Source organism: Dyella psychrodurans (genome assembly GCF_003363265.1).
GTDB lineage: Bacteria > Pseudomonadota > Gammaproteobacteria > Xanthomonadales > Rhodanobacteraceae > Dyella_B > Dyella_B psychrodurans.
On record NZ_QRBF01000009.1, the window covers coordinates 49,416 to 72,900 of the forward strand.

Genomic DNA, 23,485 nt, shown 5'->3' on the forward strand with positions numbered 1-23,485 from the left:
AAACGGGACGAAACGAACTGTGCACCAGCGGGCGACAATCCCATGATCACGGCCGCCTTGCCGGGCGAATGCTGGGCCATCACCGACCAGGCCGCCGGCAATCAGCGCCAGGCGCTGGCACTGGCTGAACGGCTGGGCATGCCGGTCCGCCATCTCGTGCTCTCGCCGCGCGCGCCGTGGTCGTGGCTGGCGCCGCGGCTCGCGCTTGGCGGGCGGCTCGTCCTGCCTGCCTCGCAACGCACCGTCTTTGCTCCGCCGTGGCCCACCGTGGCCATCGGATGCGGCCGCGGCGCCGCACTGCTTACCCGCGTGCTTCGCCGATGCGCACAGGGGCACTGTCATACCGTGCAGATCCTCGACCCGCGCATCGATCCCTCCCACTGGGACACGGTCATCGCCCCCCGCCACGACGGCACAACCGGTACGAACGTGCTGAACCCCCTGGGATCGCTCAACCCCATCGACGATGCGTGGCTGAAAGACGGTCGCGATGCGTTCCCCACCCTGGGTGCTCTACCCCGGCCGCGCATCGGCGTACTGCTGGGCGGTCCTCGCGGGAGCATTCGTATCGACAAGCCTTACGCACAGCGGCTGTGCGATCTGCTGCTTGCTCACCAGCGTGCCGATGGGGGAAGTTTGCTGGTGCTTGGCTCGCGTCGCACGCCGGCCAGCGTCATGGACGTGATGCGCGCCCGTCTGCGCGACCTGCCCGGCTTGATCTGGCCCGACCCTGATGAAGACAGCAATCCTTACCCCGGTGTGCTGGGTTGGTCCGATCGGCTCGTCGTGACGCCAGATTCGGTGAATATGCTCAGCGAAGCGTGCGCGGTCGGCTGCACCGTACAGACCTGGGTGGCAGCACCGCTGACCGGCAAACTTGCGCGATTCCATCAAAGCCTGCGCGACGCGGGCCTTTTGCACGACCTCACTGACAAGACCGCACCGCATCAGCAGCCGCTGCGCGAAACCGAGGCCATTGCCGAAGCGTTGCGCCGGCGCATCCTTGTTGCCTGAGCTCCTCCCCCTACTTCGTAGGGGGAGGTTGGGAGGGGGTCAAACAATCTTGCCTCAACGCAGGATTGCATGACCCCACCCCGCCCCTCCCCTGCAAGCAGGGGAGGGAGTCACTCCGCATTGATAGACAGCGCCTAGAAATCAAACCCAAGCGCACGCGTCACCACATTCACATCGCTGCACAACGCCTCCAGCTCCGCATCGCGAGCTGCGATGCGCGAACGCAAATCCAGCGTGCATAGCAATGCGCGACGCAGCAACTCCGCATGTGCACGGGTAAAACAATTCGCCTGGGCGGTGTCGAGCAATCCGGCATCGCGACACGCTTCGATCAATCCGGCATTGGCCGTCACCGAAAGCAGCGCAGGCCACTGCGAAGCATGCGCCAACACCAACCCTTGCAAGGCAAATTCGATATCGAGCAGCGCGCCATGCCCCTGCTTGAGGTCGATCTGCGTCTCGCTCGAGCGGTCGCGTTCCGAACGCCACCGCTGGCGCATCTTGCTCACTTCGACCAGTACCGCACGCCGCTCGCGCGGCACGGAAAGTGTGCGACGACGAACCTCCGCCAGCTCCGCGTTCAAGGCCGCATCGCCCGCCACCGACCGGGCACGCAACAGCGCCTGATGCTCCCAGGTCCACGCACGGCTCTCCTGGTAGGCCACGAACGCTTCCAGGCTGCCCACGAGCAATCCCTTGGATCCGTCCGGCCGCAATCGCGTGTCCACTTCGTAGAGACGGCCGGCGCGCGTCAACACCGTCAACCAGTTCATCACGCGCTGCGTCAGCCGCTGATACCAGCGCGAACCTTCCAGCGGCCGCGGCCCGTCGCTCATCGCCTGCGCACGTTGTCCGTCGAAGACGAACACCAGATCGAGATCCGACGCGAAACCCAGCTCTTCACCGCCCAGGCTGCCGTAGCCGAGTATCGAAAAACCCGAACCTTCGCCGGGCAACCGGCCATGCTGGGCGATCACCTCGCGCTCGGCCAGCGCCGCCACCGCGTTTACCACCGATTCCGCCAACGCGGCCAGGCGACGCGCAGTGGCCACGGCATCGGCCCGACCGTCGTTGAATGCCAATCCCAGCCGGAATGCAATGCTCGACTTGAATTCGTTGATGCGTTCAAGCTCGACTTCGGCTTCGCGCTCGTCCAGCGTGGTCAGCACGTGTGCGATTTCGGCGCTGATGTCGGCACGCTTGAGCGGCAGCTGATCGATGCGCGGATCGAGCACATCATCGAGCAGCAAGGGGTGCGCAATCACCCGCTCGGCGAGAAAGGCGCTGTCGGCAAACAGCTGCGCCAGGCGTTTTCGCGCCGCAGGCTGCTCTTCGAGCAGCGCCAGATAGGAAGGTCGCCGCGCCACAGCCTGCACCAGGCGGCTCAAACGCAGGAGACACGGCACCGGCGCCGCGGTGTCGCGAGCGACCGCCAGCAACTGCGGCATGACGTGATCCAACTGTTCGCGCGCACGCGCCGACATCGCACGTAACTGCGCCGCCTGCTGCAGCTTGAGCAAGGCCTCGGCCGCTTCGCTGCCCGGCACAAAACCGGAGGCTTCCATCGCCTTGGCATCGAGCGATTCGTCGCACGCGCGCTTCCACAACACGGCATCGGCAGCCGGCACGCTCGCCCGCGAACCGCCTTCAGGCATCAGCACGGCGGCGAATTCCGTCGCCACGATCTCGCGATGTTTTGCCAGTTCCTCGGCGAGGGGTTCCCATGCCGGATAATCCAGGCCGAGCGCAAGGCGTTCTCGCGTCAGCGCATCCTCGGGCAAATCGTGCGTCTGCGCATCGCGCAGCATCTGCACGCGGTTTTCCAGGCGCCGCAGAAACACATAGGCGTCGCGCAAGGCACGTGCGCGCGCCGCGGGGATATGTCCGCGTGCTTCACACGCAGTCAGCGCCGGCAACAGACCGCGCACACGCAAGCTCGGTTCGCGACCGCCGCGAATCAGCTGCACCAACTGCACGATGAATTCGATCTCGCGAATGCCACCCGGACCGAGCTTGAGATTGTCGGCGAGATCCTTGCGTGCCACTTCCGCATCGATCAACGCCTTCATCTCGCGCAACCCCGCGAACGCGGTGTAGTCGAGGTATTTGCGATAGACGAACGGCCTCAGCATCTCCTGCAATTGCTTGCCTTCGCTGCGATCGCCAGCCACCGTGCGCGCCTTGATCCACGCATAGCGCTCCCAGTCGCGACCCTCGCGCTGGTAATACTGTTCCATCGCGCTGAAAGGCAATGCCAGCCGACCCGAATTGCCGAAAGGACGCAAACGCAGATCCACGCGCGCGCAAATGCCATCGGTGGTTGGCTCGTGGAGCAAGCGTACGAGTTGACGCCCCAGGCGCACGAAATATTCGCTGTTGTCGAGCGTGCGCGTACCGTCGCTCTCGCCGCCATGCGGATACGCCAGCACGAGATCGATATCGGAGGAGAAATTGAGCTCGCTGCCGCCCAGCTTGCCGAAACCGATCACCACCAGCCGCTGGAGCTCACCGTCGCTGTTGCGCGCATGACCGTAACGCTCGACCAGCGCGCGCTCCGACCAATCCAGCGCCCTGCCTAGCAATGCTTCATAAAGCACGCTCGTGGCGGAAAGGATTTCCGGCAACTCGTCCAGGCCATTGACGTCGCGAAACACCAGGCGCAGGGCCTCGGCATGGCGAAAACGCCGGAGCGTGCCCATGCACGCCGCCTCGTCGGTATCGAGCTTGAGCGCATCGATGCGCGCGGAAGCGTCGCTTCCCGAACGCAGGCGCTCCAATCCCTGCGGTGCCAGCAGCTGCGGCTGGCTGCGCCATGTCTCGAAAGCAAAATCGCTGGCGAGCAGCGTGCGGCGGATGCGTTCCGCCACGCCTGCATCGTCGTGCAACGGCACACCCGCCGCACGACAACGGGCGACGAGCTGGGCGTAACGATCATCGATCAGGGCACGCAGCGCGGGGGATTCGAGCGATGGGGATGCAACAGTCATGGGAACATTATGACCGCATCCCGCACTTCGCTGATAAAACCCCGCCGAATCGGCCCAGCTACCGCACCGTCACGCTTCCACTCGCCGCCACGGCCCAAGGGTGACAGGCGCCGCACCGTGCGGCGGCTGGAATTCCTTGCGCGCCACCACGCGCCCGTCCGCATCGCTGCCGAACACCGTCAGCGATTGAATATGCACATCGATGACATCACCGACGGCCACCGGATGCCGATGCCACTCGCGTTCGTTCCACTCCGCCTCGAGTGGCTCCTCCAGACCTGCCATCGCCAGACTGGCGCGCACCGTACCGGCAACATGCCGCACATTCAGCACACGGGCAGCCAAGCCTTCGCGATGGGCTTGTGTCGGGAAGATGTCTTCCGGCCGCACATGCACGGTGATCGACGTGATCTGATCCTCCGCAAATCCGCCGACGGCCCACACGCGATCGAGCACACGCAAGGTTCCATGCTCCACCTCGCCAGGTATCGGCTGTCCCCGCGCGATGAAGCGCGATGCAAACGGCGTGGCGGGATGGCGATAGATCTGTTCCGGCGTCCCGATCTGCTCGATGCGCCCCTGATTCATCACGACCACGCGATCGGCCATCTCCAGCGCCTCGTCCTGGTCGTGGGTCACGAACAACGTGGTGATGCCCAGCGATCGATGAAACTCGCGCAACCAGCGACGAAGCGTCACGCGCACCTGCGCATCCAGCGCACCGAACGGTTCGTCCAGCAGCAACAGCCTCGGCTGGATGGCCAGCGCGCGCGCCAATGCGACACGCTGACGTTGCCCACCTGAAAGCTGTGCCGGATAACGCGTCGACAAGTGGTCGAGCTCCACCCGCCGAAGCAATTCCTCCACGCTCGCCTTGATCGCCGACGCACGGGGCCGCAGGCGCCACGGACGAACACGTAAACCGAAGGCCACGTTCTGCGCCACTGTCATGTGCGGAAACAAGGCATAGTGCTGGAACACCAGGCCTACGCCACGGCGACGCGCATCGAGCGCAAGCAGATCTTCGCCATCGCGCAGGATGCTGCCCGCATCGGGCAGATCGAGCCCGGCGAGAATGCGCAGCAGGCTCGTCTTGCCCGACCCTGAAGGCCCCAGCAGCGCGACGAATTCACCATCGGCAATCGAAAGACTGACATCGTCCAATGCGGTGAACTGACCGAACCGGCGACGAAGATGGGAGATGTCGATACCCATGAGACCTTGTTCCTCAATGTCCGTTGCGCGCTTCGCCGTGACGCCACTCCAGCAATCGCTTCAACCCCAGCGTAAGCAGCGTCAACAAGGCAAGGAGCGAAGCCACCGCAAACGCAGCGGAGAAATTTTCCTGATAGAGCTGATCCACCTGCAGCGGCAAGGTATTGGTCAAACCGGGCAAGTGACCCGACACCACGTAAACGGCGCCGAATTCCCCCATCGCACGCGCGTTGCACAACAGCACGCCATAAAGCAGCGCCCATCGCACGCGCGGAAGCGTCACGTGGAAGAAAATCCGCCAACCGCTCGCACCCAGCGTGAGCGCGGCTTCCTCCTGCTCCGATCCTTGCGCCTGCATCAGCGGAATCAGCTCGCGCGCCACGAACGGCAGCGTGACGAAGACGGTTGCCAGCACCAAACCTGGCAAGGCGAAAATCACCTGGACATCGTGTGCTTCGAACCAGGAACCCAGCCAGCCGTCCTTGCCGTAAACCAGGATCAGCATCATGCCCGCGACCACCGGCGACACGGAGAACGGCAAGTCGATCAGCGCTCCCAGCAGCGATTTGCCGGGAAACGTGAAATGCGTCATCGCCCACGCCGCCGCCAGTCCGAAGACCAGATTCAGCGGCACCGCGATGGCCGCGACGGTCAGCGTCAGACGCACGGCGGCCATGCTGTCGGGCTGGCTTATCGCATCCAGATAAAACGACCACCCCTGGCGGAACGCTTCCGCGAAGATCGCGGCAAGCGGCAGGACCAGCAACCATGCCAACACCATCAGGGCAGCGGACACCAGCACGACGCGCACCACGCTGGCCGACCACGACGGTCGCACACCGATCGATACGATGGCCGATATCGCAGCCATCAGCGTGTCACCGCCCATCGTCGCGTCCAACGCTGCAGCCAAGCCATCGCCACCAGCAACAGCAAGGATGCCGCGAGCATCACCGCGCCCAACGCCGCGGCGCCACGGTAGTCGTATTGCGAATCGACCTTCTGCACGATGAGGTACGGCGCAATCTCCGTCTTGAAAAGGCGATTGCCCGAGATGAAGACCACCGATCCGTACTCGCCGATCGCACGCGCCAGCGCAAGCGCATAACCTGTCAGCAAAGTCGGCGCGAGCAGCGGCAGAAGCACGCGAAAGAATCGCTGTGATGGCGACGCGCCCAAGGTGTAGGCCGCCTCCTCCAGATCGCTCTCCATGCTTTCCAGCACCGGCTGCAGCGTGCGCACGACAAACGGAAGACCGACAAACACCATCGCGAGAAGCACGCCAAGACGCGTATAGGCCACATCGATGCCGAACGGTGCCAGTCGACTGCCCAGCCATCCATGCGGCGCATAGAGCGCCGTCAACGCGATGCCCGCCACCGCCGTGGGCAAGGCGAACGGCAGGTCCACCAGGGCATCGCACAGACGGCGAAAAGCAAAGCGATAGCGCACCAACACCCAGGCCACCAGCAACCCCAGCACGACGTCGATGGTTGCCGCCAACATCGCCGCACCGAAACTCAGGCGCAGCGAGGCCAGCACGCGCCGCGTGGCGATTTGTGCCCACCAGCCGGCCGGCCCAAGCTCGCACGCCGTCCACAACAGGGCCGCCAGCGGCAGCAGCACGCTGCCGCCAAGCACGGCGAGCGTGTAGCCCGTGCTGAGGCGAAATCCTGGCAGTACCTGGCGCGCCACGGCCTCAGCGCTCCTCTTCGGTGATCTGGTCGAAGATGCCGCCGTCGGCGAAGTACGTGGCTTGCACCTTGCGCCAGTCGCCGAACTGATCGGCGATGGTGAATGCCTTCACGGCGGGAAACTGATGGACATAACTTGCCGCGACCGACGCAAGCCGTGGGCGGAAGAAATGCTTCGCGGCGATGGCCTGCCCTTCCGGGCTATACAGGAATTGCAGGAAGGCTTCGGCGGTTTTTTGCGTGCCGCGCTTGGCTACGACAGCGTCGACCACCGCCACCGGCGGCTCGGCCACGATGGTCGCGGAGGGCACCACGATCTCGTAGCTGTCCTTGCCGAATTCCTGCTGCGTGAGCAGCGCTTCGCTCTCCCACGCGATAAGCACATCGCCAAGGCCGCGTTGAACAAAGGTATGAGTCGCGCCGCGCGAACCGGTGTCGAGCACCGGCACGTTCTTGTACAGCGCCGTGACGTACGCACGCGCCTTGTCCGCATTGCCGCCAGGCTGACGCTCGGCCCATCCCCACGCAGCCAGAAAGTTCCAGCGCGCGCCGCCGGATGTCTTCGGATTGGGCGTAATGACCTGCACATCCGGGCGAACCAGATCCGGCCAGTCGTGAATCTTCTTCGGATTGCCCTTGCGTACAAGGAACACCACCGTCGACGTGTACGGCGAACTGTTGTCCGGCAGCCGCGATTGCCAGTTTTTGGCGAGCAGGCCTTTATCCGCCAGTACGTCGATGTCGTAGGCCAGCGCCAGGGTCACCACATCCGCCTGCAAGCCATCGAGCACCGCGCGAGCCTGCTTGCCGGAGCCGCCGTTGGACGCGGTGATAGTGACAACGTCCCCCGTCTGCCTGGCCCATTGCGCCTGGAACGCCGCATCTTCTTCCTGGAACAGCTCGCGCGTCGGATCGAATGAAACATTCAACAGCCGCGTGTCGGCAGCTATCACGTTGCCGACCGCGAATGCGAGCAACACGACAGGTATGGCGAGAGACCAAGTCATCGGGAAAACGCTCCTGAAGATGGGCGAGAAATGCCCACCGTGAACTTTAGGTTTGGATGGCCATACGGCTGAAAGCGCGAATCGTTCTATCCATATGGCCGCGCCGGGCTATATGAAAATTTCCGCCCGCAATTCGAAGACATGGGGATTGATCACCAGACCCCTGCGATCGCTGAACGCTCGGATGTAATTCGCCTGCAGGCGCAGATGAGTGCCCAGGTACCAGTTGGCGCCCGCGGTCCAGTCGTGTTCCTTGCCGCCCAATGCGCGACCGTCGTTCAGATCCAGCTCGCTGTAGCGCAACGCAAACTCCACCGCGCCCCAGGGGTGAGACGGAATCACGTTGGAGACGTTGCCGTCGTGGTACTGGCGCGACTCGCCGGTCACGACCCAGGTTCCATAGGCGTAGAAGCCGCCGATGTCGTAATTCGGCTTGCCGTTGTCGAAGGTGGTCTGCGCGTGCAGATACTCGCTTTGTACCGACCAGGGACCGTCGATCCACACTTGCTCGAAACCCAGTCGGTTGATGTGGTCGACGTTGGTCAACGTGCCTGAGCTGATCAGCGTGACCGTCGTAAGCCCTGCCTCGGGCGGCGTCTTGAAGCTGGTCGTGGCCGGCGCCTGTACGCCGGCTTCGTCGACGATGCCGTAGGGGCGCTCCTGCGACGCCGTAATGCCCAGGTGAAGCACATCGTTCGCTTCATGGATGGGAATCCACGCGGCGCGCCCCGCCAGCGTATGGCCATGATTTTTGCCTTGCAGGTTCTCGCCGTAATAGCCGAGGCTCGCCAGCCAATGCGGGTGCTGGATAGCCCAATCCAGCCCGATGCGGCGATTCTCGTAGATAGCCTGCGACGGCAACGCGAGTTCGATGAAGGTGGTCTGGGTCGAGGTGGTATTGCCTTCGAAACTCAGCGGCGTCTTGCTTTGGCCGAAGCGGACGGCACCGAAGTCGTGGCCGAAAATCGCCTGGGATTGCAGCCGTGCGAAGACGTCCTGCCACGCCCGGGACTGGAAGTCGTAGTAAACCGTGGCGTCGTAGACACCGGGTTTCTTCACATAGAAACCCAGGTATTTACGGCGATTAGTGTGCGAGTCCTCGAATTTGTCGTCATCGTGCGAGAAGTTGTTGACGTCGTACTGGTAGCGCAGCACCAGGCCCACATCGGTTCCGTCATTGAACGTCACATGGGTGGGCCAGTTGTTGAGCCAGTCGTCATCGCCGGCCCTGGCGCTAACGGGCAGCAGCGTGGCCAGCGCCGTCGAGGCGGCGAGCGTCAACAGGGCATTCGTAGACTTCGATCTTCGCGGCATGCATTCCCTCCGACGCCCGACAACGCGGCGCCTTCTGTTGATTGGAAACTCCCATGGGAAGCGTCCGGGGATGGCGCTCCGGAATCCATGCTGCCCGCCCCCTTTTGCCAAGGGGAAAGGAAGGAATGGCATGGAGATATGCCACCCCATCATTTCTTTGTCAAAAAACGGAGTTCTAACATTTTCCATCTATCAGATAGACGTCTAAACGTCTGTGGAAGATGAATCATGACGGCCGTTACCTTATCGCCCCTCCCTGAAGATAAGCACCCCCTCGTCGGCAGGCTGGTCGAGGGGCTCGATGTGGCCGCGCTGCAATGGCTCTCCGGCTATATCGCGGGTGTGGCGGCCCAGCGCCAGACTGGCGCAAAGGGGGCATCCCCCGAAGCAGCCGCCGCAGCCAACGCCGAGCCGCAAGACCGCCTCACCGTGCTCTATGGAAGCCAGACCGGCAACGCCAAGCGACTGGCGGAGGATCTGGGACGTCGCGCCAGTGCCGCCGGACTCGCTACGCGCGTCGCGCGAGCCGATGCCTACCCGGTACGCGACCTCAAGCAGGAGCGCCTGCTCTATGTCGTCATCAGCACGCAGGGCGATGGCGAACCGCCGGATGACGCTCGTGCGCTGATGGAATTCCTGGGCGGCGCACGCGCGCCCAAGCTCGAGCAACTCCATTACGCCGTATTGGGCCTCGGCGATTCCAGCTACCCGCAGTTCTGCGCGGTCGGCCGCCAGGTCGACGAGCGGCTTTCGGCGCTGGGCGCCCAGCGCCTTTTTGTCGCGGGCGAGGCCGATGTCGATGTGGAGACGGTCGCGACGCCGTGGCTGGAACAGGCACTGCAACAAGCGCGCGAACAATTGAAAACGGCGACACCGCTCGCCAAGGTCACGGCGCTGCGCACGGCGCGCACCGCACCGGCATGGCATCGCGATCAACCGTTCGACGCGCCCGTATTTCTCAACCAGCGCGTCACCGGCCGCGACAGCGATCGCGATGTCCGTCATATCGAACTTTCGCTGGAAGGGTCCGGCCTGCGCTATGCGCCGGGCGATGCATTGGGTGTATGGCCCACGCAATCGACAGCGCTTGTGGATGCGGTGCTTGCAACGTTGAAGCTCGACGCAAGCACATCCGTCCACGCTGCCGGCGAAACGCTCCCGCTGCATACCTGGCTCACCGAGCGACGCGAACTGACCCAGCTCACGCGCCCGTTCTTCACGGCACATGCCGAACGCAATGGCGACCCCGCCCTGCGTCAGCTGCTTTCGCCCGATGCACGCGATGCACTGGCCCACGTGTTTTCCCAATGGCAGGTACTCGATCTTCTGCGCAGGCATCCCGCCGATTGGACGGCCGACACATTGGTGGCAGCGCTTCGCCCGCTTGCGCCGCGCCTCTATTCGATTGCATCCAGCCAGTCGGTGGTCGGCGACGAAGTTCATTTGCTCGTAAGTCACGTCGACTATGCCTTCGACGGTGACGCGCGCTGGGGCACAGCCAGTCACTATCTGTCCGGGCGCGAGGAAGGCTCGACCACACCCGTGTTCGTGGAAGCCAACGAACGCTTTCATCTTCCCGCTGACGATCAGCGCGATATCGTCATGATCGGCGCCGGAACCGGCGTCGCACCGTATCGCGCGTTCGTGCAGGAACGCGCGGAGCGTGGCGCCAGCGGACGCAACTGGTTGCTGTTCGGCAATCCGCGCTTCTATTCCGATTTCCTCTACCAGGTCGAATGGCAGCAGGCCTTGAAGAGCGGCCAGCTGCATCGCCTCGATCTCGCGTTCTCGCGCGATCAGGACGAAAAGATCTACGTGCAGCATCGTCTGCGCGAACAAGGCCGCCGCATTTACGAATGGCTGGATGGCGGCGCGCATCTTTACGTATGCGGCGATGCCAATCGCATGGCGAAGGATGTGCACAAGACGCTCGTCGCCATCGTGGCCGAACACGGGGCACGCTTGCCGGAAGACGCCGAGGCGTGGTTGAACCAGTTGATCCAGCAGGGCCGTTATGCCCGCGATGTGTATTGAGGCCCGCGATGAGCGACTCCACCGTTTCCGAACTCGAACAGATCAAGGCCCGCAGCCGCCTGCTGCGCGGCACGCTGGTCGACAGCCTTGCCGACCCCATCACGGGCGCCATCAGCGAGGACGACAACAAGCTCCTGAAATTCCACGGCAGCTACCAGCAGGATGATCGCGACCTGCGCGAGGAACGGCGCAAGCAGAAGCTGGAGCCTGCTTATCAGTTCATGGTGCGCGCGCGCCTTGCCGGCGGCGTGTTGAGCCCCGCGCAATGGTTGTCGTTCGATCACATCGCACGTACCTGGGCCAATGGCACATTGCGCATCACGACGCGACAGACGTTCCAGTTGCATGGCATTCTCAAGCGCAATCTGAAGCGTTCGATCGCGGCAATGAACGCGGCGCTGGTCAGCACGATCGCCGCTTGCGGCGATGTGAATCGCAACGTGGTCGCCAGCGCCAACCCAGTACAGACGCCGGCGCATCGCCTCGCCTATCGCTGGACCGAACGCCTGTCCGAGCACCTGAAGCCCAAGACCCGCGCTTATCACGAAATCTGGCTGGATGAGCAACGGGTCGCCGGAGGCGAAGAGGAAAGCGAACCGCTTTACGGCCCGACCTATCTTCCACGCAAGTTCAAGATCGGCATTGCCGTGCCGCCCACCAACGACGTGGACGTGTTCGCGCAGGATCTCGGCCTAATCGCGATCATCGAACATGGCGAGCTGCTCGGCTTCAATGTGGCCGTCGGTGGCGGCATGGGCGCCAGTCACGGCGACCCGAGCACCTACCCGCGCCTTGGCAGCGTGATCGGCTTCGTCGTGCCGGAACAGTTGCTGCGCACCGCCGAAGGTGTGATCGAAGTGCAGCGCGATCAGGGCGACCGCAAGGAACGCAAGCACGCACGACTGAAGTACACCATCGACCGGCTGGGACTGCCCGCATTCAAGGCGGAACTGGAGCGTCGCATCGGCTTTTCGCTGCAGCCTTCGCGCGCATTCCGCTTCGATCACAATGGCGACCGTTACGGCTGGACCGAAGGCGACGTCGGCCGCTGGCACCTCACGCTGCAGATCGAATCGGGCCGTCTTGCCGACCTGCCCGGTCAACCGCACCTGAGCGGTTTGCGTGCCATTGCCGAAGTGCACCAGGGTGATTTTCGCCTCACCTGCAATCAGAACCTGATCGTCGCCAATGTCCCGGCGACGCAACGCGCACAGATCGATGCACTCGTCGCCGAACACAAGCTGGACGGCCATCGTCGACTGAGCGGCATCCGCCAACATGCCGTGGCGTGCGTCGCCTTACCCACCTGCGGCCTGGCGATGGCGGAGAGCGAACGTTACCTGCCCCAACTGCTGCCGAAACTGGAAGCGCTTCTCGACCGCCATGGACTGCGCGACGAACCCATCCTGCTGCGCCTTTCCGGCTGCCCGAATGGTTGCTCGCGCCCTTATCTCGGCGAGATCGCGTTGATCGGGCGAGCCATCGGCCGGTACGACCTGCGCCTTGGCGCCGATTTCGCGGGCAGACGACTGAATCGCACGTTGCGTGAAAACGTCGATGAAACCGAAATCCTGCGCGAGCTGGATACGTTGTTCGCGCGCTATGCATCGGAGCGGCAGGAAGGCGAGCGCTTCGGCGATTTCCTCGTGCGCAGCGACGTGCTGCCAGCGGCACGCCACGCCATCGACGTGGAGGTTTTCGCATGACGCTGCCCACGCTCGACAAAGCCGCCGTCGACACACAGGCACTGATCAAGCTCGATGCCTGGCTGCTGGCCCAAAGCGCGGAGGAGCGCGTGGACTGGGCATTGCAGCATCTTCCCGGCACCTATGTGCTGTCCTCCAGTTTTGGCGCGCAGTCGGCGGTGTCGCTGCACCTGCTCACCCGGCGGATTCCAACGATCCCCGTCGTCGTCGTGGACACCGGCTATCTCTTCCCGGAGACGTATCGATTCATCGACGAACTGACCGGACGTCTGTCGCTCAATCTGCACATCGTCCGCCCGGAGCTGTCTCCCGCCTGGCTCGAAGCCCGGCATGGCGAGCTGTGGAAGCAGGGCCGCGAAGGACTTGATCACTACAACCGCCTGGCGAAGGTCGAGCCCATGCAGCACGCATTGTCGGATCTCGGCGCCGGCACCTGGTTCGCGGGATTGCGGCGTCAACAATCGCTCAGCCGCGCCACGGCACCTGCGCTGGACTACCGCCACGGGCGGTGGAAAGTGCATCCGATCATCGACTGGACCGACCGCGACGTGGGCCTTTATCTGCGCCGCCACGACCTGCCCTATCACCCCTTGTGGGACAAGGGTTATGTCTCGATCGGCGACACGCACACCACGCGCCGCTGGGAGCCCGGCATGCGCGAAGAAGACACCCGCTTTTTCGGCATCAAGCGAGAATGCGGATTGCATTTGGACGTCTGAAAGCATTCAACACACATAACGATCGATCATTACCCCGATAAGGAAACTCCATGAAAGCCGTCGCCGCCGAGATTGCCTCGGCCGAACTCGATGCCCTGATACCGCCGCACGGCGGCGTGCTGCGCGATCTTTACCTTCCCACCACTGAAGCCGCGGCGCTCAAGCGCCACAGCGCGTCGCTGCCGCAATGGACGCTCAATCAGCGCCAGTTGTGCGATCTCGAATTGCTGCTCAACGGTGGTTTTTCGCCCTTGCAAGGTTTTCTCGGGCGCGCGGATTACGATCGTGTCGTCAAGGAGATGCGCCTCGCCGACGGCACGCTTTGGCCGATGCCGATTACCCTGGATGTCGACGAAGCCTTCGCGGCCAGCCTGCCGGAAGGCGCGCAGATCAGCCTCAACGATGTGCAGGGCACGCCGCTGGCCGTGTTGACGGTGGAAGACGTCTATTTCCCCGATCGCATTGCCGAAGCGCGGTTCGTCTTCGGAACCACCGATCGCACGCATCCGGGCGTGGCCGAGCTGCTCGATCGCACGGGCCCGGTGTACCTGGGCGGTCGCCTGCAGGGCATCCAGCCGCCGGCGCATTACGACTTCGCGGCGCTTCGCCACAGTCCGCGCCAGTTGCGCGATTGGTTCCGCCAGCACGGCTGGGACCGCATCGTGGCGTTTCAGACCCGCAATCCCATGCATCGCGCGCACCGCGAACTGACCTTGCGCGCTGCCGAACAGGTCGGCGCGAAATTGTTGATCCAGCCGTCTGTGGGGCGCACCAAGCCTGGCGACGTGGATCACTACACGCGCGTACGCTGCTATCGCGCGTTGCTCGAAAACTATCCGCGAGACCGCGCCACCCTGTCGTTGCTGCCGCTCGCCATGCGCATGGGCGGTCCGCGCGAGGCGCTGTGGCACGCGATCATTCGCAAGAATTACGGTGCCAGCCATTTCATTGTGGGTCGCGACCATGCCGGTCCGGGCAAGGGCACGGATGGCAAGCCTTTCTACGATCCCTACGACGCACAACGCCTTCTCGCCGCGCATGAACACGAGCTTGGGATTCGCATCGTGCCCTTCCCCGCCATGGTCTACGCGGCGAACCGCGACACCTATCTGCCGCAGACCGAAGTGAGCAGCCAGGACGACATTCGCGACATCTCCGGCACGGAACTGCGGCGGCGACTGCATAGCGGCGAAGCGATACCGGAGTGGTTTACGTTCCCCGAAGTCGTCGACATTCTGCGCGAGCGGCACCCCGCGAACGCGCGGCAAGGCTACACGCTGTTTTTCACGGGACTTTCCGGTTCGGGCAAGTCCACGCTCGCTCAGGCTGTGCTGGCGCGCTTGCTGGAGACGGGCAGCCGCCCGGTCACCGTGCTCGACGGCGACGAGGTGCGGCGGCATCTATCCAAGGGATTGGGTTTTTCGCGCGAGGACCGCGACGCCAACATCACGCGCATCGGTTACGTGGCAAGCGAAGTCGTGCGTCACGGCGGCATTGCGATCTGTGCACCGATTGCACCTTACGCGGGAGCGCGTGCCGATGCGCGCCAGCTGGTGCAGGCGCATGGCCGCTTTGTCGAAATCCATGTATCCACGCCGCTCGAAGTGTGCGAAGCACGCGACCGGAAGGGACTTTATGCGGCGGCACGCGCGGGCAAGATCAAGGGCTTCACCGGCATCGACGATCCGTACGAGGTTCCCTCGTCGCCGGAGCTGCGCGTCGATACCAGCCAGCTTTCCGTGGGGGAAGCGGCGGAACGCGTGGTGGAATGGCTGCGTGAGCAGGCGCTTGCGTGATCAAAACCGACATCCCGGCAAAAGCCGGGATGTCGTTGAGCAGGCATGCGGTGTTGTCGGGAATGCCAGGACGTCGTCGATCAGGCGGCACGCGAGGCCACACGCCGCGTGCCGCGCTGCTGCAACTCGCTCCACAACGGCGGCACGGGCCAGTTGGGCTCCGCATGACCTGCGACGACGCGCCGCAGCTCCGCTTCGTCGATCTGCGGCGCGACGAACCGGGCAAGCTGCGCCACGTAGCTGCGCAGTACGTGATCGCGGCGCAAAACCAGCCAACTGGTGCACACGGGCAACAGATCATCGATATCGAGCGTGACCAGTTCGCGCGCATCGCCCGCACCGATGGCCATTTCGGCCAGGATGCCGACGCCGAGGCCCGCCAGCACATAGGTCTTGATCAGGTCGGCATCGGCCGAGGTGCACGCGATGCGCGGGGCATGCCCCGCTGCCGCGAACGCGCGACGCAGCGACGATTCCGGCAGCAGCGAGGACTCGTAGCTGACCAGCGGGTGCTCCGCCAGATCCTGGATACGCAAGGGGCGACCCAACTTCGCCAGCGGATGCCCGTGGGGAACCACCGCGCGGCGATACCAGCGGAACAACGGCACGGCGATACCGCCTTCCGGCGCATGGCCGCTGGTACTGACGATCACCAGGTCCACTTCACCGCTTTCGAACGAGCCGATGATGCGGCCCTCTCCCTGCGGACGGATGTGCACGCCAAGGTCGGGGTAGTGCTGCTTGAGCCTGGCGATGGCATCGGGCAATACGAAGCGCGCCTGAGTGTGCGTGGTGGCCAGCGACAGCTCGCCGTGCGCCTCTTCGCGCAGGTTGGCCGCGAGCGCGCGGATGTTGCGTGCCTCGTGCAGGATGCTGCGTGCGCGTTCCAGCACCTGGCCGCCGGCCGGCGTCACCGCATCCAGGCTCTTGCCGCGCCGGGTGAACACCTGGAAACCGAGCTCGCCTTCGAGCTGCTTGAGCTGCTTGCTGATGCCCGACTGGGTGGCGTGGACGTTGTCGGCCGCGAGCGTGATGTTAAGACCGGCGTCGGCGATGGCGACGATGTAGCGAAGTTGCGTGAGGGTCATGAGGTCGATTCCAGGATGGACGGCGTGCAGGGCTGTGCGTTGCGCATGGCGCAGCACATACAGCTCACGGACCACCCTGGACGGCGTTTCATCATGCTCTCCGCTATCGGCTCTATGCCGGTCGTCGCTCGACCTTAACACAGCGTTATTTGGACGTCTATACATCTATCTGTCCCTATATTTTCCCTATCCGGGCTATGCCATGCAGGCATATCGTCGGTCCTAGCAACCATTTCCACGTTTGCGGAAGCAGCGTTAGCGTGGTGGTCCACTTCCTTTGCGCAGACTCTCACCATGCAGCTGTACCCGCTTTTCGCCGACCTGACCGATCGTCCCGTGCTGGTGGTGGGCGGTGGCGACGTGGCGGCCCGAAAGGCGGCTATGCTGCTGCGGGCCGGCGCCCGGGTCACGGTCGGCGCGCCGATGCTGGGTCCCGAATTGCGCGAACTGGTGCAGCAAGGACGCGTCGCGTACCGGGCCGGGGCCTATCAATCGGAGTGGCTCGCAGGTGTCTGGCTGGTGATCGCCGCCACGCGCTCTCGACCTCTCAACGCACGCATTGCTGCGGACGGCCATTCGCAACAGCGTCTCGTGAATGTGGTGGACGATCCCGTGCTCTCCAGCTTCCAGGTACCGGCCGTCATCGATCGATCGCCACTGCTGGTGGCGATCTCGAGCAGCGGCACGGCGCCGGTACTCGCGCGCCGCCTGCGCGAGCGCATCGAAAGCCTGCTCGATCCCGCTTTGGGGCCGCTGTTGCAATTGGCGCAACGCTATCGCGCGCGCATACGCGCTCGCCATGCCGATCTCGCCTCGCGTCGTCGCTTTTACGATTGGCTGCATGATGGCCCCGTGCGCGCATTGCTGCGCGCATCGCATCCCGTGCATGCCGAACAGCAATTGGTTGCAGCGTTATCCCAGCGCCACGAACCGAAAGCGCAAGGATCGGTGGTGCTGGTTGGCGCGGGACCGGGCGATCCGGGTTTGCTTACGCTGCGTGCATTGCGTGCACTGAACGAAGCGGACGTCATCTTGCACGATGCATTGGTCGACGCGCAGATACTGGATCTCGCGCGTCGCGATGCCGTGCAGATTGCCGTAGGCAAACGCAGTGGCGGTGTGCATACGCCACAGGAAACCATCCACGCATTGCTGCTTGAACACGCACGTGCCGGTCGACGCGTGGTGCGCCTGAAAGGCGGCGATCCCTTTGTTTTCGGCCGCGGCGGCGAGGAACTCGAATTTCTGCGGGCACACGGCATCGTCTATGAGGTGGTGCCGGGCATCACCGCAGCGCTTGCATGCGCTGCGTTCAGCGGCGTGCCGCTGACGCACCGCGATCACGCGCAATCCGTGCGGCTCGTTACCGCGCAATGCCAGCACGCGCTCACCGAGTTGAACTGGGGCGAACTCGCCCAGGAACGCCAGACGTTGGCCGTCTATATGGGCGTGAACAAACTCGACGAACTGACCCGGCAGCTTCTCGCGCATGGACGCGCACCCACGACACCTTTCGCGCTGGTCGAGAACGGTTCGCTGCCCAGCCAGCGCACGCTTGTCGGCGCGCTTCACGACCTGCCTTCACTTGCCGCACGGCACGCGATTCGCGCGCCGGCCTTACTCATTCTGGGCGAGGTCGCCGCGCTCGCCGATGCGTCGCACTGGCACGGCGAATTGCTCGGCGCGCTTCCACACCCGGCGTCCACGGCCACGCTGGCCGATGCGGCATGACTCGCTGCAACCAAGGCTGGCGCACGCTCAAGCCATACCTGCGTTTATTGCGGTTCAGTAACACGCAGCACTGATCGAACGACATCGCTGGACAACGGAACGGGCTGGGCGCCATGGGGGCTCGGCTCTTTTTGTTTTTACTTTCCGCAGGTTAGTCAAAAACAGGACCGAATCCGGGCAGGCACCGGCCGGCAGGCCTGACAACCGATTCATGTCAATCGCGTTACAGTGCGCATTCCCCAGGCATGACAGGTCGTCAGACTGCATGGCTCCCGCTCACTCGACTCATCTTTCGAAACGCAGCATCGCCGGCCGCATCGCCCTGGTCGCGGCCATGGTGGTTGCGTTCGTCCTGCTGACCGGCCTGCTCGACGGCAACGACGGTGTCGCGGCTTCGCAGTTGCTCACCCAGCCGGCATTTCCGCTGGCCAACGCGATGCCCGGCGTACTGGCGGCGTTGTTGTTGCTGGTGATGACGCGGCGGGCCTTCTTGTCGTTCGGATTGGCGTATCTGGCGCAGGCCGTGATGTACGGCGTGAACGCGCTGAAAGTCGCCAACCTGGGAACGCCCCTCGTGCCGGCCGACTTCCGCATGGTCGGCCAGTTGCGCAAGGGCGGCATGCATATCCTCGGCAGCTACCTGCCCCATAGCCCATGGCCGTATCTGGCCATCCTTGGCGGCATCGCGCTGGTCTTGGCCTTGTGGCGGCTGGAACCTCCGTTGTTTGCCCCTCGCACCGGCGGCAGGCGTCTGGTCGGCGGTAGCGTACTGGCCGCCGTGCTGGGAACGCTGGTTCTGGGCGTCCCGGGCTGGGGCAATCTGTACAACGGCCACAAACTTTGGCTCGAGCCCTGGTCCGCCGCGGCCACGGCCAGCCATTCCGGCCTGGTCAGTTCGCTGGTGATGTTCCATCTGCAGGATCGACATACCAAGCAGAAGGCCGACCCGACGGCCGTGGGCGACCTGTTGCAGACCACCGGGGACGCGGTGCGTGCACGCATGCAGACACCGGCGGACCCGAACACCGCCATGCCCGACATCGTGGTGATACAGAGCGAATCGTTCTTCGATCCGAGCATCGTGCGCGGATACGAGCATGCCAATCTCACGCCCAACCTCACCCGCCTCGCCGCGGGAGGCATGAGCGGTCCGCTGCATGTACCCACTTACGGCGGCGGCACCATCCGTACCGAGTTCGAAGTACTGACCGGCCTGTCGCTGCGCTACTTCAGCAACATGCAGTTCCCGTATCTGCAATTGAACGACAAAGTCGTGCCAAGCATGGTGCGCATCCTGCGTTCGCACGGTTATGAAACCGTGGCCCTTCACGGCAACGATCCCACGTTCTGGAACCGCAATACCGCCTTCAAGGCGCTGGGTTTCGATCGCTTCGTGTCGCAATCGAGCTTCCCGGCCGACGCAGCCATGGACGGCAAGTACATGGCGGATAGCGCGATGACCGACGAGATCATGGCGCAACTCAAAGATTCGGGGCCGCCGCAGTTCCTGTTCGCGATCAGCCTGGAAGCGCACGGTCCTTACGATGTAACGCCCAACGACGCGGCCGCACGCGACGCGATTCCGGTGCCCGCCTCCGTCGGCCCGCAAGACAAGATCCAGATGCAGAATTATCTGTATCACATGCAACATGCCGATCAGGAACTGGGGCGTCTCGCAGCACTGATGTCGCAACGCAGCCGCCCCACCTTGCTGCTGTTCTACGGCGACCACCTGCCTGGCCTTACCGGCGCGTACCGCGCGACAGGCTTTGTGGACGGACAGGACATGCTGACCGAGCCCGGCGCGTGGCTGCTGATCGATCCGCGCAACCCCGGCAATGCGCAGCGGGTCGACATGGCCTCGTGGATGCTGCCGGGGCTGCTGCTGGAACGCGCAGGCATTCACGACGATGCGTATTTCGCACTGACGCAAGTGCTCGCACCATCATTGGCGCAGCTCACCCGCGCACCCGGCGCGACACCGCCGCCTACCGATGCGCAGCAACAGGTGTTCGACAAAGACATGGCAAGCGTTGCGGTGCTGCGCATGAAGGGCAAGCTGGACAAGTTGTTGCCGGCCAGGTTGTTGCCAACGTCCACGGCTGTCGCGCAAGAACGAAATGCAGACTCGACGCCGTCCATGGGCGCGATGGGCATGCATCGATAGACAGCGGCGGTCCAACGAGGGGTCTTCGAGGAGAACCCTCGCCGAAGCTGCGGTTACGGCATGCCGTCCTGGTTGGTCAGAACGTCGCCGGCGTCGAAATGACCCAATGCGTTGGGCGATGAATCCCCCAAATCATCCGTGCGCGTCCAGGACCTGATCCAGCGCCCCTGCGGATCGAACGCCAGCATCGTCGAGTATCGAATTTTGTGGCGCTTGGGGAGTGCCGAGCCCGTTTCGGGAATGCGATCGCCGTTAACGTCCTCGTTGCGAATTTTGACGTAGGCGATGACCTGATTTCCGGATGGCGTACGCACTGCACCTGCCGGCTTTCCAAGCGTGGCTTCCGCCTGGTCGATGGTGGTGACGCCAGGTTGAAACGATGCAAGGGTCGCGGGATTCACGGCGTACACCATGACACTTGGCCTGGCGCTGGACGAAGCGCTCTGCGATGAGGCGGGAGCGGTACCGCCGGATGTACTGCATCCGGCCAGTGCGGTACCTGCAATAGCTATCGCTGCCATGAACTTGTTCATAGACCCTCCTGCCACGTCATTTATTACGGTCGCAAACACCAAGAAAACAGAGTCCGACTACGGATCTCCTTTTTTGCGGGTCTGGTTCGCGTTCTCGGGCGCGTGGATGGAAGCCTCTCCCAAGCCGGTCATCCAGCGACTTCCTGAGCTCACAGTAAGACGGTCATGTGGAATATTCAACGGATACGGAAGGCCGTCGGCGCCGGTGGCGCTCCAACCACCGGAACGCAGGCAAGTTTCAGTGCATGCCATGTTTGCGTCGAAAGTCCTGGGAAGCCGCCTGGGCTTTGGCAATACGTTCGTCGTCGAGGGGATGATTGGACAGATAACGCAGCTGATGAGATCCCGACAGTTCGGGATGCGCCTGCTCCAGTGCATGCATGGCATCGGCAAACGCGATGGGGTCGATGCCCTGCTGGGCCAGCGCCTTAAAGGCAAAGTCGTCCGCATCGGCTTCAAAAGCGCGCGAATAGTGATTGTCGAGCAGGAAGACGGGAATCGCGGCCGTGACGCCTCCCAGCGATGTCACATCGCCCGCCAGCATGCCGAACACGACGACGATGCCGGAACTGCGCAACACTTCCCGCATCATGTGGTGATGCGCTTGATGGCCCAGCTCGTGCGCCGCCACGGCCAGAAACGAACGATCATCGGGCAGCACATTCACAAGAGCGTCCGTGAACACCACGGTGCCATCGGGTAACGCGAAAGCGTTGGCACCCACCGCGGGCGCGTTGTAGAAAGCGACGTGCACCGGCGGCAATCCGGGTAGGGCGCGCACGAACTGGTCGAACACTTCCCGCAGATGATCGCGTTTGCCGGCAGGCAGTGTCGTGGGCAGAAGCACCCGGCCGCGCAGCAACGCAAGCGATTGTTGCCCCATCACCATTTCCAGCCGATGCGGCAGATGAGAAGCAACACGGTCGGCCGTCCATGGCAGGACGTATTCGAACAGTCCGATCAGCGCGAGCACGACCACCACGACACTGGTGATCGCGATCGACCGCATGCGCTCCAATCGATCGACGGCACGCTCGATGCGGTGATGCCGTGCGAACCAGTCGTCCGGCATGTCGTCGTGGGCAACCTGCAGTTGCGCGCCGCCCGGCAAAGCCAGGGTGAAAGGCACGCCGATCACCGGGGCGCTCGATGCAATATCAGACAGCGGTGCGGTGCCGTCTATGCCGTTGCCGCACCAGCTGAGGCGATCGTCCAGGCGCGATATCACAACCGGCGTGGCACGCGTTGTTCGTCCGTCGTGGTAAATGCCCGGCACCATGGCTACAGGCCGATATCGAAGCCCAGCAGACTGTCGATTTCGGTGCCCGTCGCGCTGACGTCCGCGCTGCTGGAACTCTGGACGAATTCATCCAGCGTCCCCTCGCCCACGACACGCAGACACGAGGCGCGATAGCGAACCATCTGGATCTTTGCCCACGGCACGGCGAGCCCGAGCGTAAAGACGATCGCCAGCGCATTGGTCAGGTAGATGCGAAACATCGACCAGAATTCCAGCGACGACTGGAAGCGATATCCCGCCAGCGATGCCTGGTTGTAAAGCGCGTTGGTCATGCGCGTGTGGATATACGACCACATGATGAGATACATCGGCGCGATGCACAGGTAAGTGGACAAAATGACGGAAACAGGATGTTGCTTCGGGTCGACATGCCCCTTGACCATCGCGCCGACAATCATTCCCAGCAGCATGCCGGTCGGGATCATGCACAGCAGCGCAATACCCACCGCCGCGCCATAAATGCGGTAGTAGGCGCTCAGCTCGCTCTTGAAGCGGAAGGCCTTGCCGCCGAAATAATGATGCTCGGCCGTCCACTGCTGCTGATGACCTTTGATCCATGGATAGATGCAGGCCATACCGATCAAAAACAGCAATGCTCCAGCGATCGGATGGCCGCCAACGCTCAGAAACCCCGCCAACGCAAGCGGAACCCCCATCGGAACGTACGACAGCAAATACCACTGATAGGCGCCGGCGTAATCGGCGATGAAACGAAAATGCAGGCCGCGCCAGGACGAATAACGCGCGCGGAACATCAAGCCTTTCACGATCATCCAGGGCATGAAGATGCCCACGACGCCCATCGTCGCCAGCTGCATCGTGCGGGAAAAATGACCCGCAATCACATAAGTGGCGAACAGCGCCGCGGCGATCAATCGGCCTCGCAGGATAGGTATCGGTCGCGCGCGATATTCGAACGGCGATCCTTCAAACGATGTATTGGCATACATGTAACGTCGCGTGCGCACCGAAGCCCACGCCGAATAAATCCCCAGCGTGACGATGCTCAAGGCGACGTTGACGATCCAGATGCGAAAGTAATCGCGTGCGTTTCCGTGAAATTCAAATCCATGTACGCGTTCGGAACGGCGGACAACAGTCTCGTTGATCTCGGGCAGAAAAATGCCCGAGCCCATGGTCTCGTCGTGCATATCCCTATTCCCCTTGTAGGCCTCCCCCC

The 23,485-nt window shown here is 63.4% G+C and carries 17 protein-coding genes; 7 read left to right on the forward strand and 10 right to left on the reverse strand.

Going from position 1 to position 23,485, the window contains the following annotated elements:
- Positions 1-42: 42 nt before the first annotated feature.
- Positions 43-1,014, forward strand: coding sequence for a mitochondrial fission ELM1 family protein (locus tag DWU99_RS18880; protein ID WP_115479644.1), 972 nt, complete (start codon positions 43-45; stop codon positions 1,012-1,014).
- A 134-nt stretch (positions 1,015-1,148) separates the two neighbouring features.
- Here the strand turns inward: DWU99_RS18880 and glnE are convergent, their stop codons facing one another.
- From glnE to DWU99_RS18910, 6 genes are all read right to left on the reverse strand, one after another.
- Complete coding sequence (gene glnE, locus DWU99_RS18885; RefSeq protein ID WP_115479645.1) at positions 1,149-4,001, reverse strand: bifunctional [glutamate--ammonia ligase]-adenylyl-L-tyrosine phosphorylase/[glutamate--ammonia-ligase] adenylyltransferase; 2,853 nt, start codon at positions 3,999-4,001, stop codon at positions 1,149-1,151.
- A 69-nt stretch (positions 4,002-4,070) separates the two neighbouring features.
- Complete coding sequence (locus DWU99_RS18890) at positions 4,071-5,216, reverse strand: sulfate/molybdate ABC transporter ATP-binding protein (RefSeq protein WP_115479646.1); 1,146 nt, start codon at positions 5,214-5,216, stop codon at positions 4,071-4,073.
- A 13-nt stretch (positions 5,217-5,229) separates the two neighbouring features.
- Positions 5,230-6,105 (reverse strand): sulfate ABC transporter permease subunit CysW, encoded by an 876-nt coding sequence (gene cysW, locus DWU99_RS18895; RefSeq protein WP_115479647.1) that lies wholly within the window; start codon positions 6,103-6,105, stop codon positions 5,230-5,232.
- The gene (gene cysT / locus DWU99_RS18900; RefSeq protein WP_115479648.1) at positions 6,087-6,911 is read right to left on the reverse strand and encodes a sulfate ABC transporter permease subunit CysT; all 825 of its coding nucleotides are present in this window, start codon (positions 6,909-6,911) and stop codon (positions 6,087-6,089) included. Before cysT ends, cysW begins: the two co-directional genes overlap by 19 nt.
- Before the next feature lie 4 nt (positions 6,912-6,915).
- On the reverse strand, positions 6,916-7,917 hold the full coding sequence (locus DWU99_RS18905) for a sulfate ABC transporter substrate-binding protein (RefSeq protein WP_115479649.1): 1,002 nt from the start codon (positions 7,915-7,917) through the stop codon (positions 6,916-6,918).
- A gap of 108 nt (positions 7,918-8,025) precedes the next feature.
- Complete coding sequence (locus DWU99_RS18910; protein ID WP_115479650.1) at positions 8,026-9,231, reverse strand: OprO/OprP family phosphate-selective porin; 1,206 nt, start codon at positions 9,229-9,231, stop codon at positions 8,026-8,028.
- Positions 9,232-9,459: 228 nt separating this feature from the next.
- On the opposite strand from DWU99_RS18910, the gene DWU99_RS18915 reads away from it, so the two are divergent.
- From DWU99_RS18915 to DWU99_RS18930, 4 genes are read left to right on the forward strand one after another with little or no spacing between them, the layout of a single operon-like run.
- On the forward strand, positions 9,460-11,265 hold the full coding sequence (locus tag DWU99_RS18915; protein ID WP_115479651.1) for an assimilatory sulfite reductase (NADPH) flavoprotein subunit: 1,806 nt from the start codon (positions 9,460-9,462) through the stop codon (positions 11,263-11,265).
- A gap of 8 nt (positions 11,266-11,273) precedes the next feature.
- On the forward strand, positions 11,274-12,971 hold the full coding sequence (cysI, locus tag DWU99_RS18920; protein WP_115479652.1) for an assimilatory sulfite reductase (NADPH) hemoprotein subunit: 1,698 nt from the start codon (positions 11,274-11,276) through the stop codon (positions 12,969-12,971).
- Positions 12,968-13,690 (forward strand): phosphoadenylyl-sulfate reductase, encoded by a 723-nt coding sequence (locus DWU99_RS18925; RefSeq protein WP_115479653.1) that lies wholly within the window; start codon positions 12,968-12,970, stop codon positions 13,688-13,690. The genes cysI and DWU99_RS18925 overlap by 4 nt, the downstream gene beginning before the upstream one ends.
- A 50-nt stretch (positions 13,691-13,740) precedes the next feature.
- On the forward strand, positions 13,741-15,486 hold the full coding sequence (locus DWU99_RS18930; protein WP_115479654.1) for a bifunctional sulfate adenylyltransferase/adenylylsulfate kinase: 1,746 nt from the start codon (positions 13,741-13,743) through the stop codon (positions 15,484-15,486).
- An 80-nt stretch (positions 15,487-15,566) separates the two neighbouring features.
- Here the strand turns inward: DWU99_RS18930 and DWU99_RS18935 are convergent, their stop codons facing one another.
- A complete protein-coding gene (locus tag DWU99_RS18935) occupies positions 15,567-16,574 on the reverse strand; it encodes a LysR substrate-binding domain-containing protein (protein ID WP_115479723.1) in 1,008 nt (335 codons plus the stop codon).
- Between the two features lie 294 nt (positions 16,575-16,868).
- Between DWU99_RS18935 and cysG the strand changes: the two genes are divergently transcribed.
- Positions 16,869-18,305: a siroheme synthase CysG gene (gene cysG, locus DWU99_RS18940; RefSeq protein ID WP_115479655.1), complete on the forward strand. Its 1,437-nt coding sequence runs from the start codon at positions 16,869-16,871 to the stop codon at positions 18,303-18,305.
- Between the two features lie 265 nt (positions 18,306-18,570).
- Entirely contained in the window at positions 18,571-20,472 is a 1,902-nt protein-coding gene (locus DWU99_RS18945) for an LTA synthase family protein (RefSeq protein WP_115479656.1), read from the forward strand.
- 53 nt (positions 20,473-20,525) lie between these two features.
- Here DWU99_RS18945 and DWU99_RS18950 read toward each other — a convergent pair whose 3' ends face one another.
- The 3 genes from DWU99_RS18950 to DWU99_RS18960 form a co-directional block, all read right to left on the reverse strand.
- A complete protein-coding gene (locus DWU99_RS18950; protein WP_147292976.1) occupies positions 20,526-21,005 on the reverse strand; it encodes a hypothetical protein in 480 nt (159 codons plus the stop codon).
- A 238-nt stretch (positions 21,006-21,243) separates the two neighbouring features.
- Positions 21,244-22,284: a M48 family metallopeptidase gene (locus tag DWU99_RS18955; RefSeq protein ID WP_115479658.1), complete on the reverse strand. Its 1,041-nt coding sequence runs from the start codon at positions 22,282-22,284 to the stop codon at positions 21,244-21,246.
- A 2-nt stretch (positions 22,285-22,286) separates the two neighbouring features.
- Complete coding sequence (locus DWU99_RS18960; RefSeq protein WP_115479659.1) at positions 22,287-23,456, reverse strand: YjgN family protein; 1,170 nt, start codon at positions 23,454-23,456, stop codon at positions 22,287-22,289.
- Between the last annotated feature and the right edge of the window lie 29 nt (positions 23,457-23,485).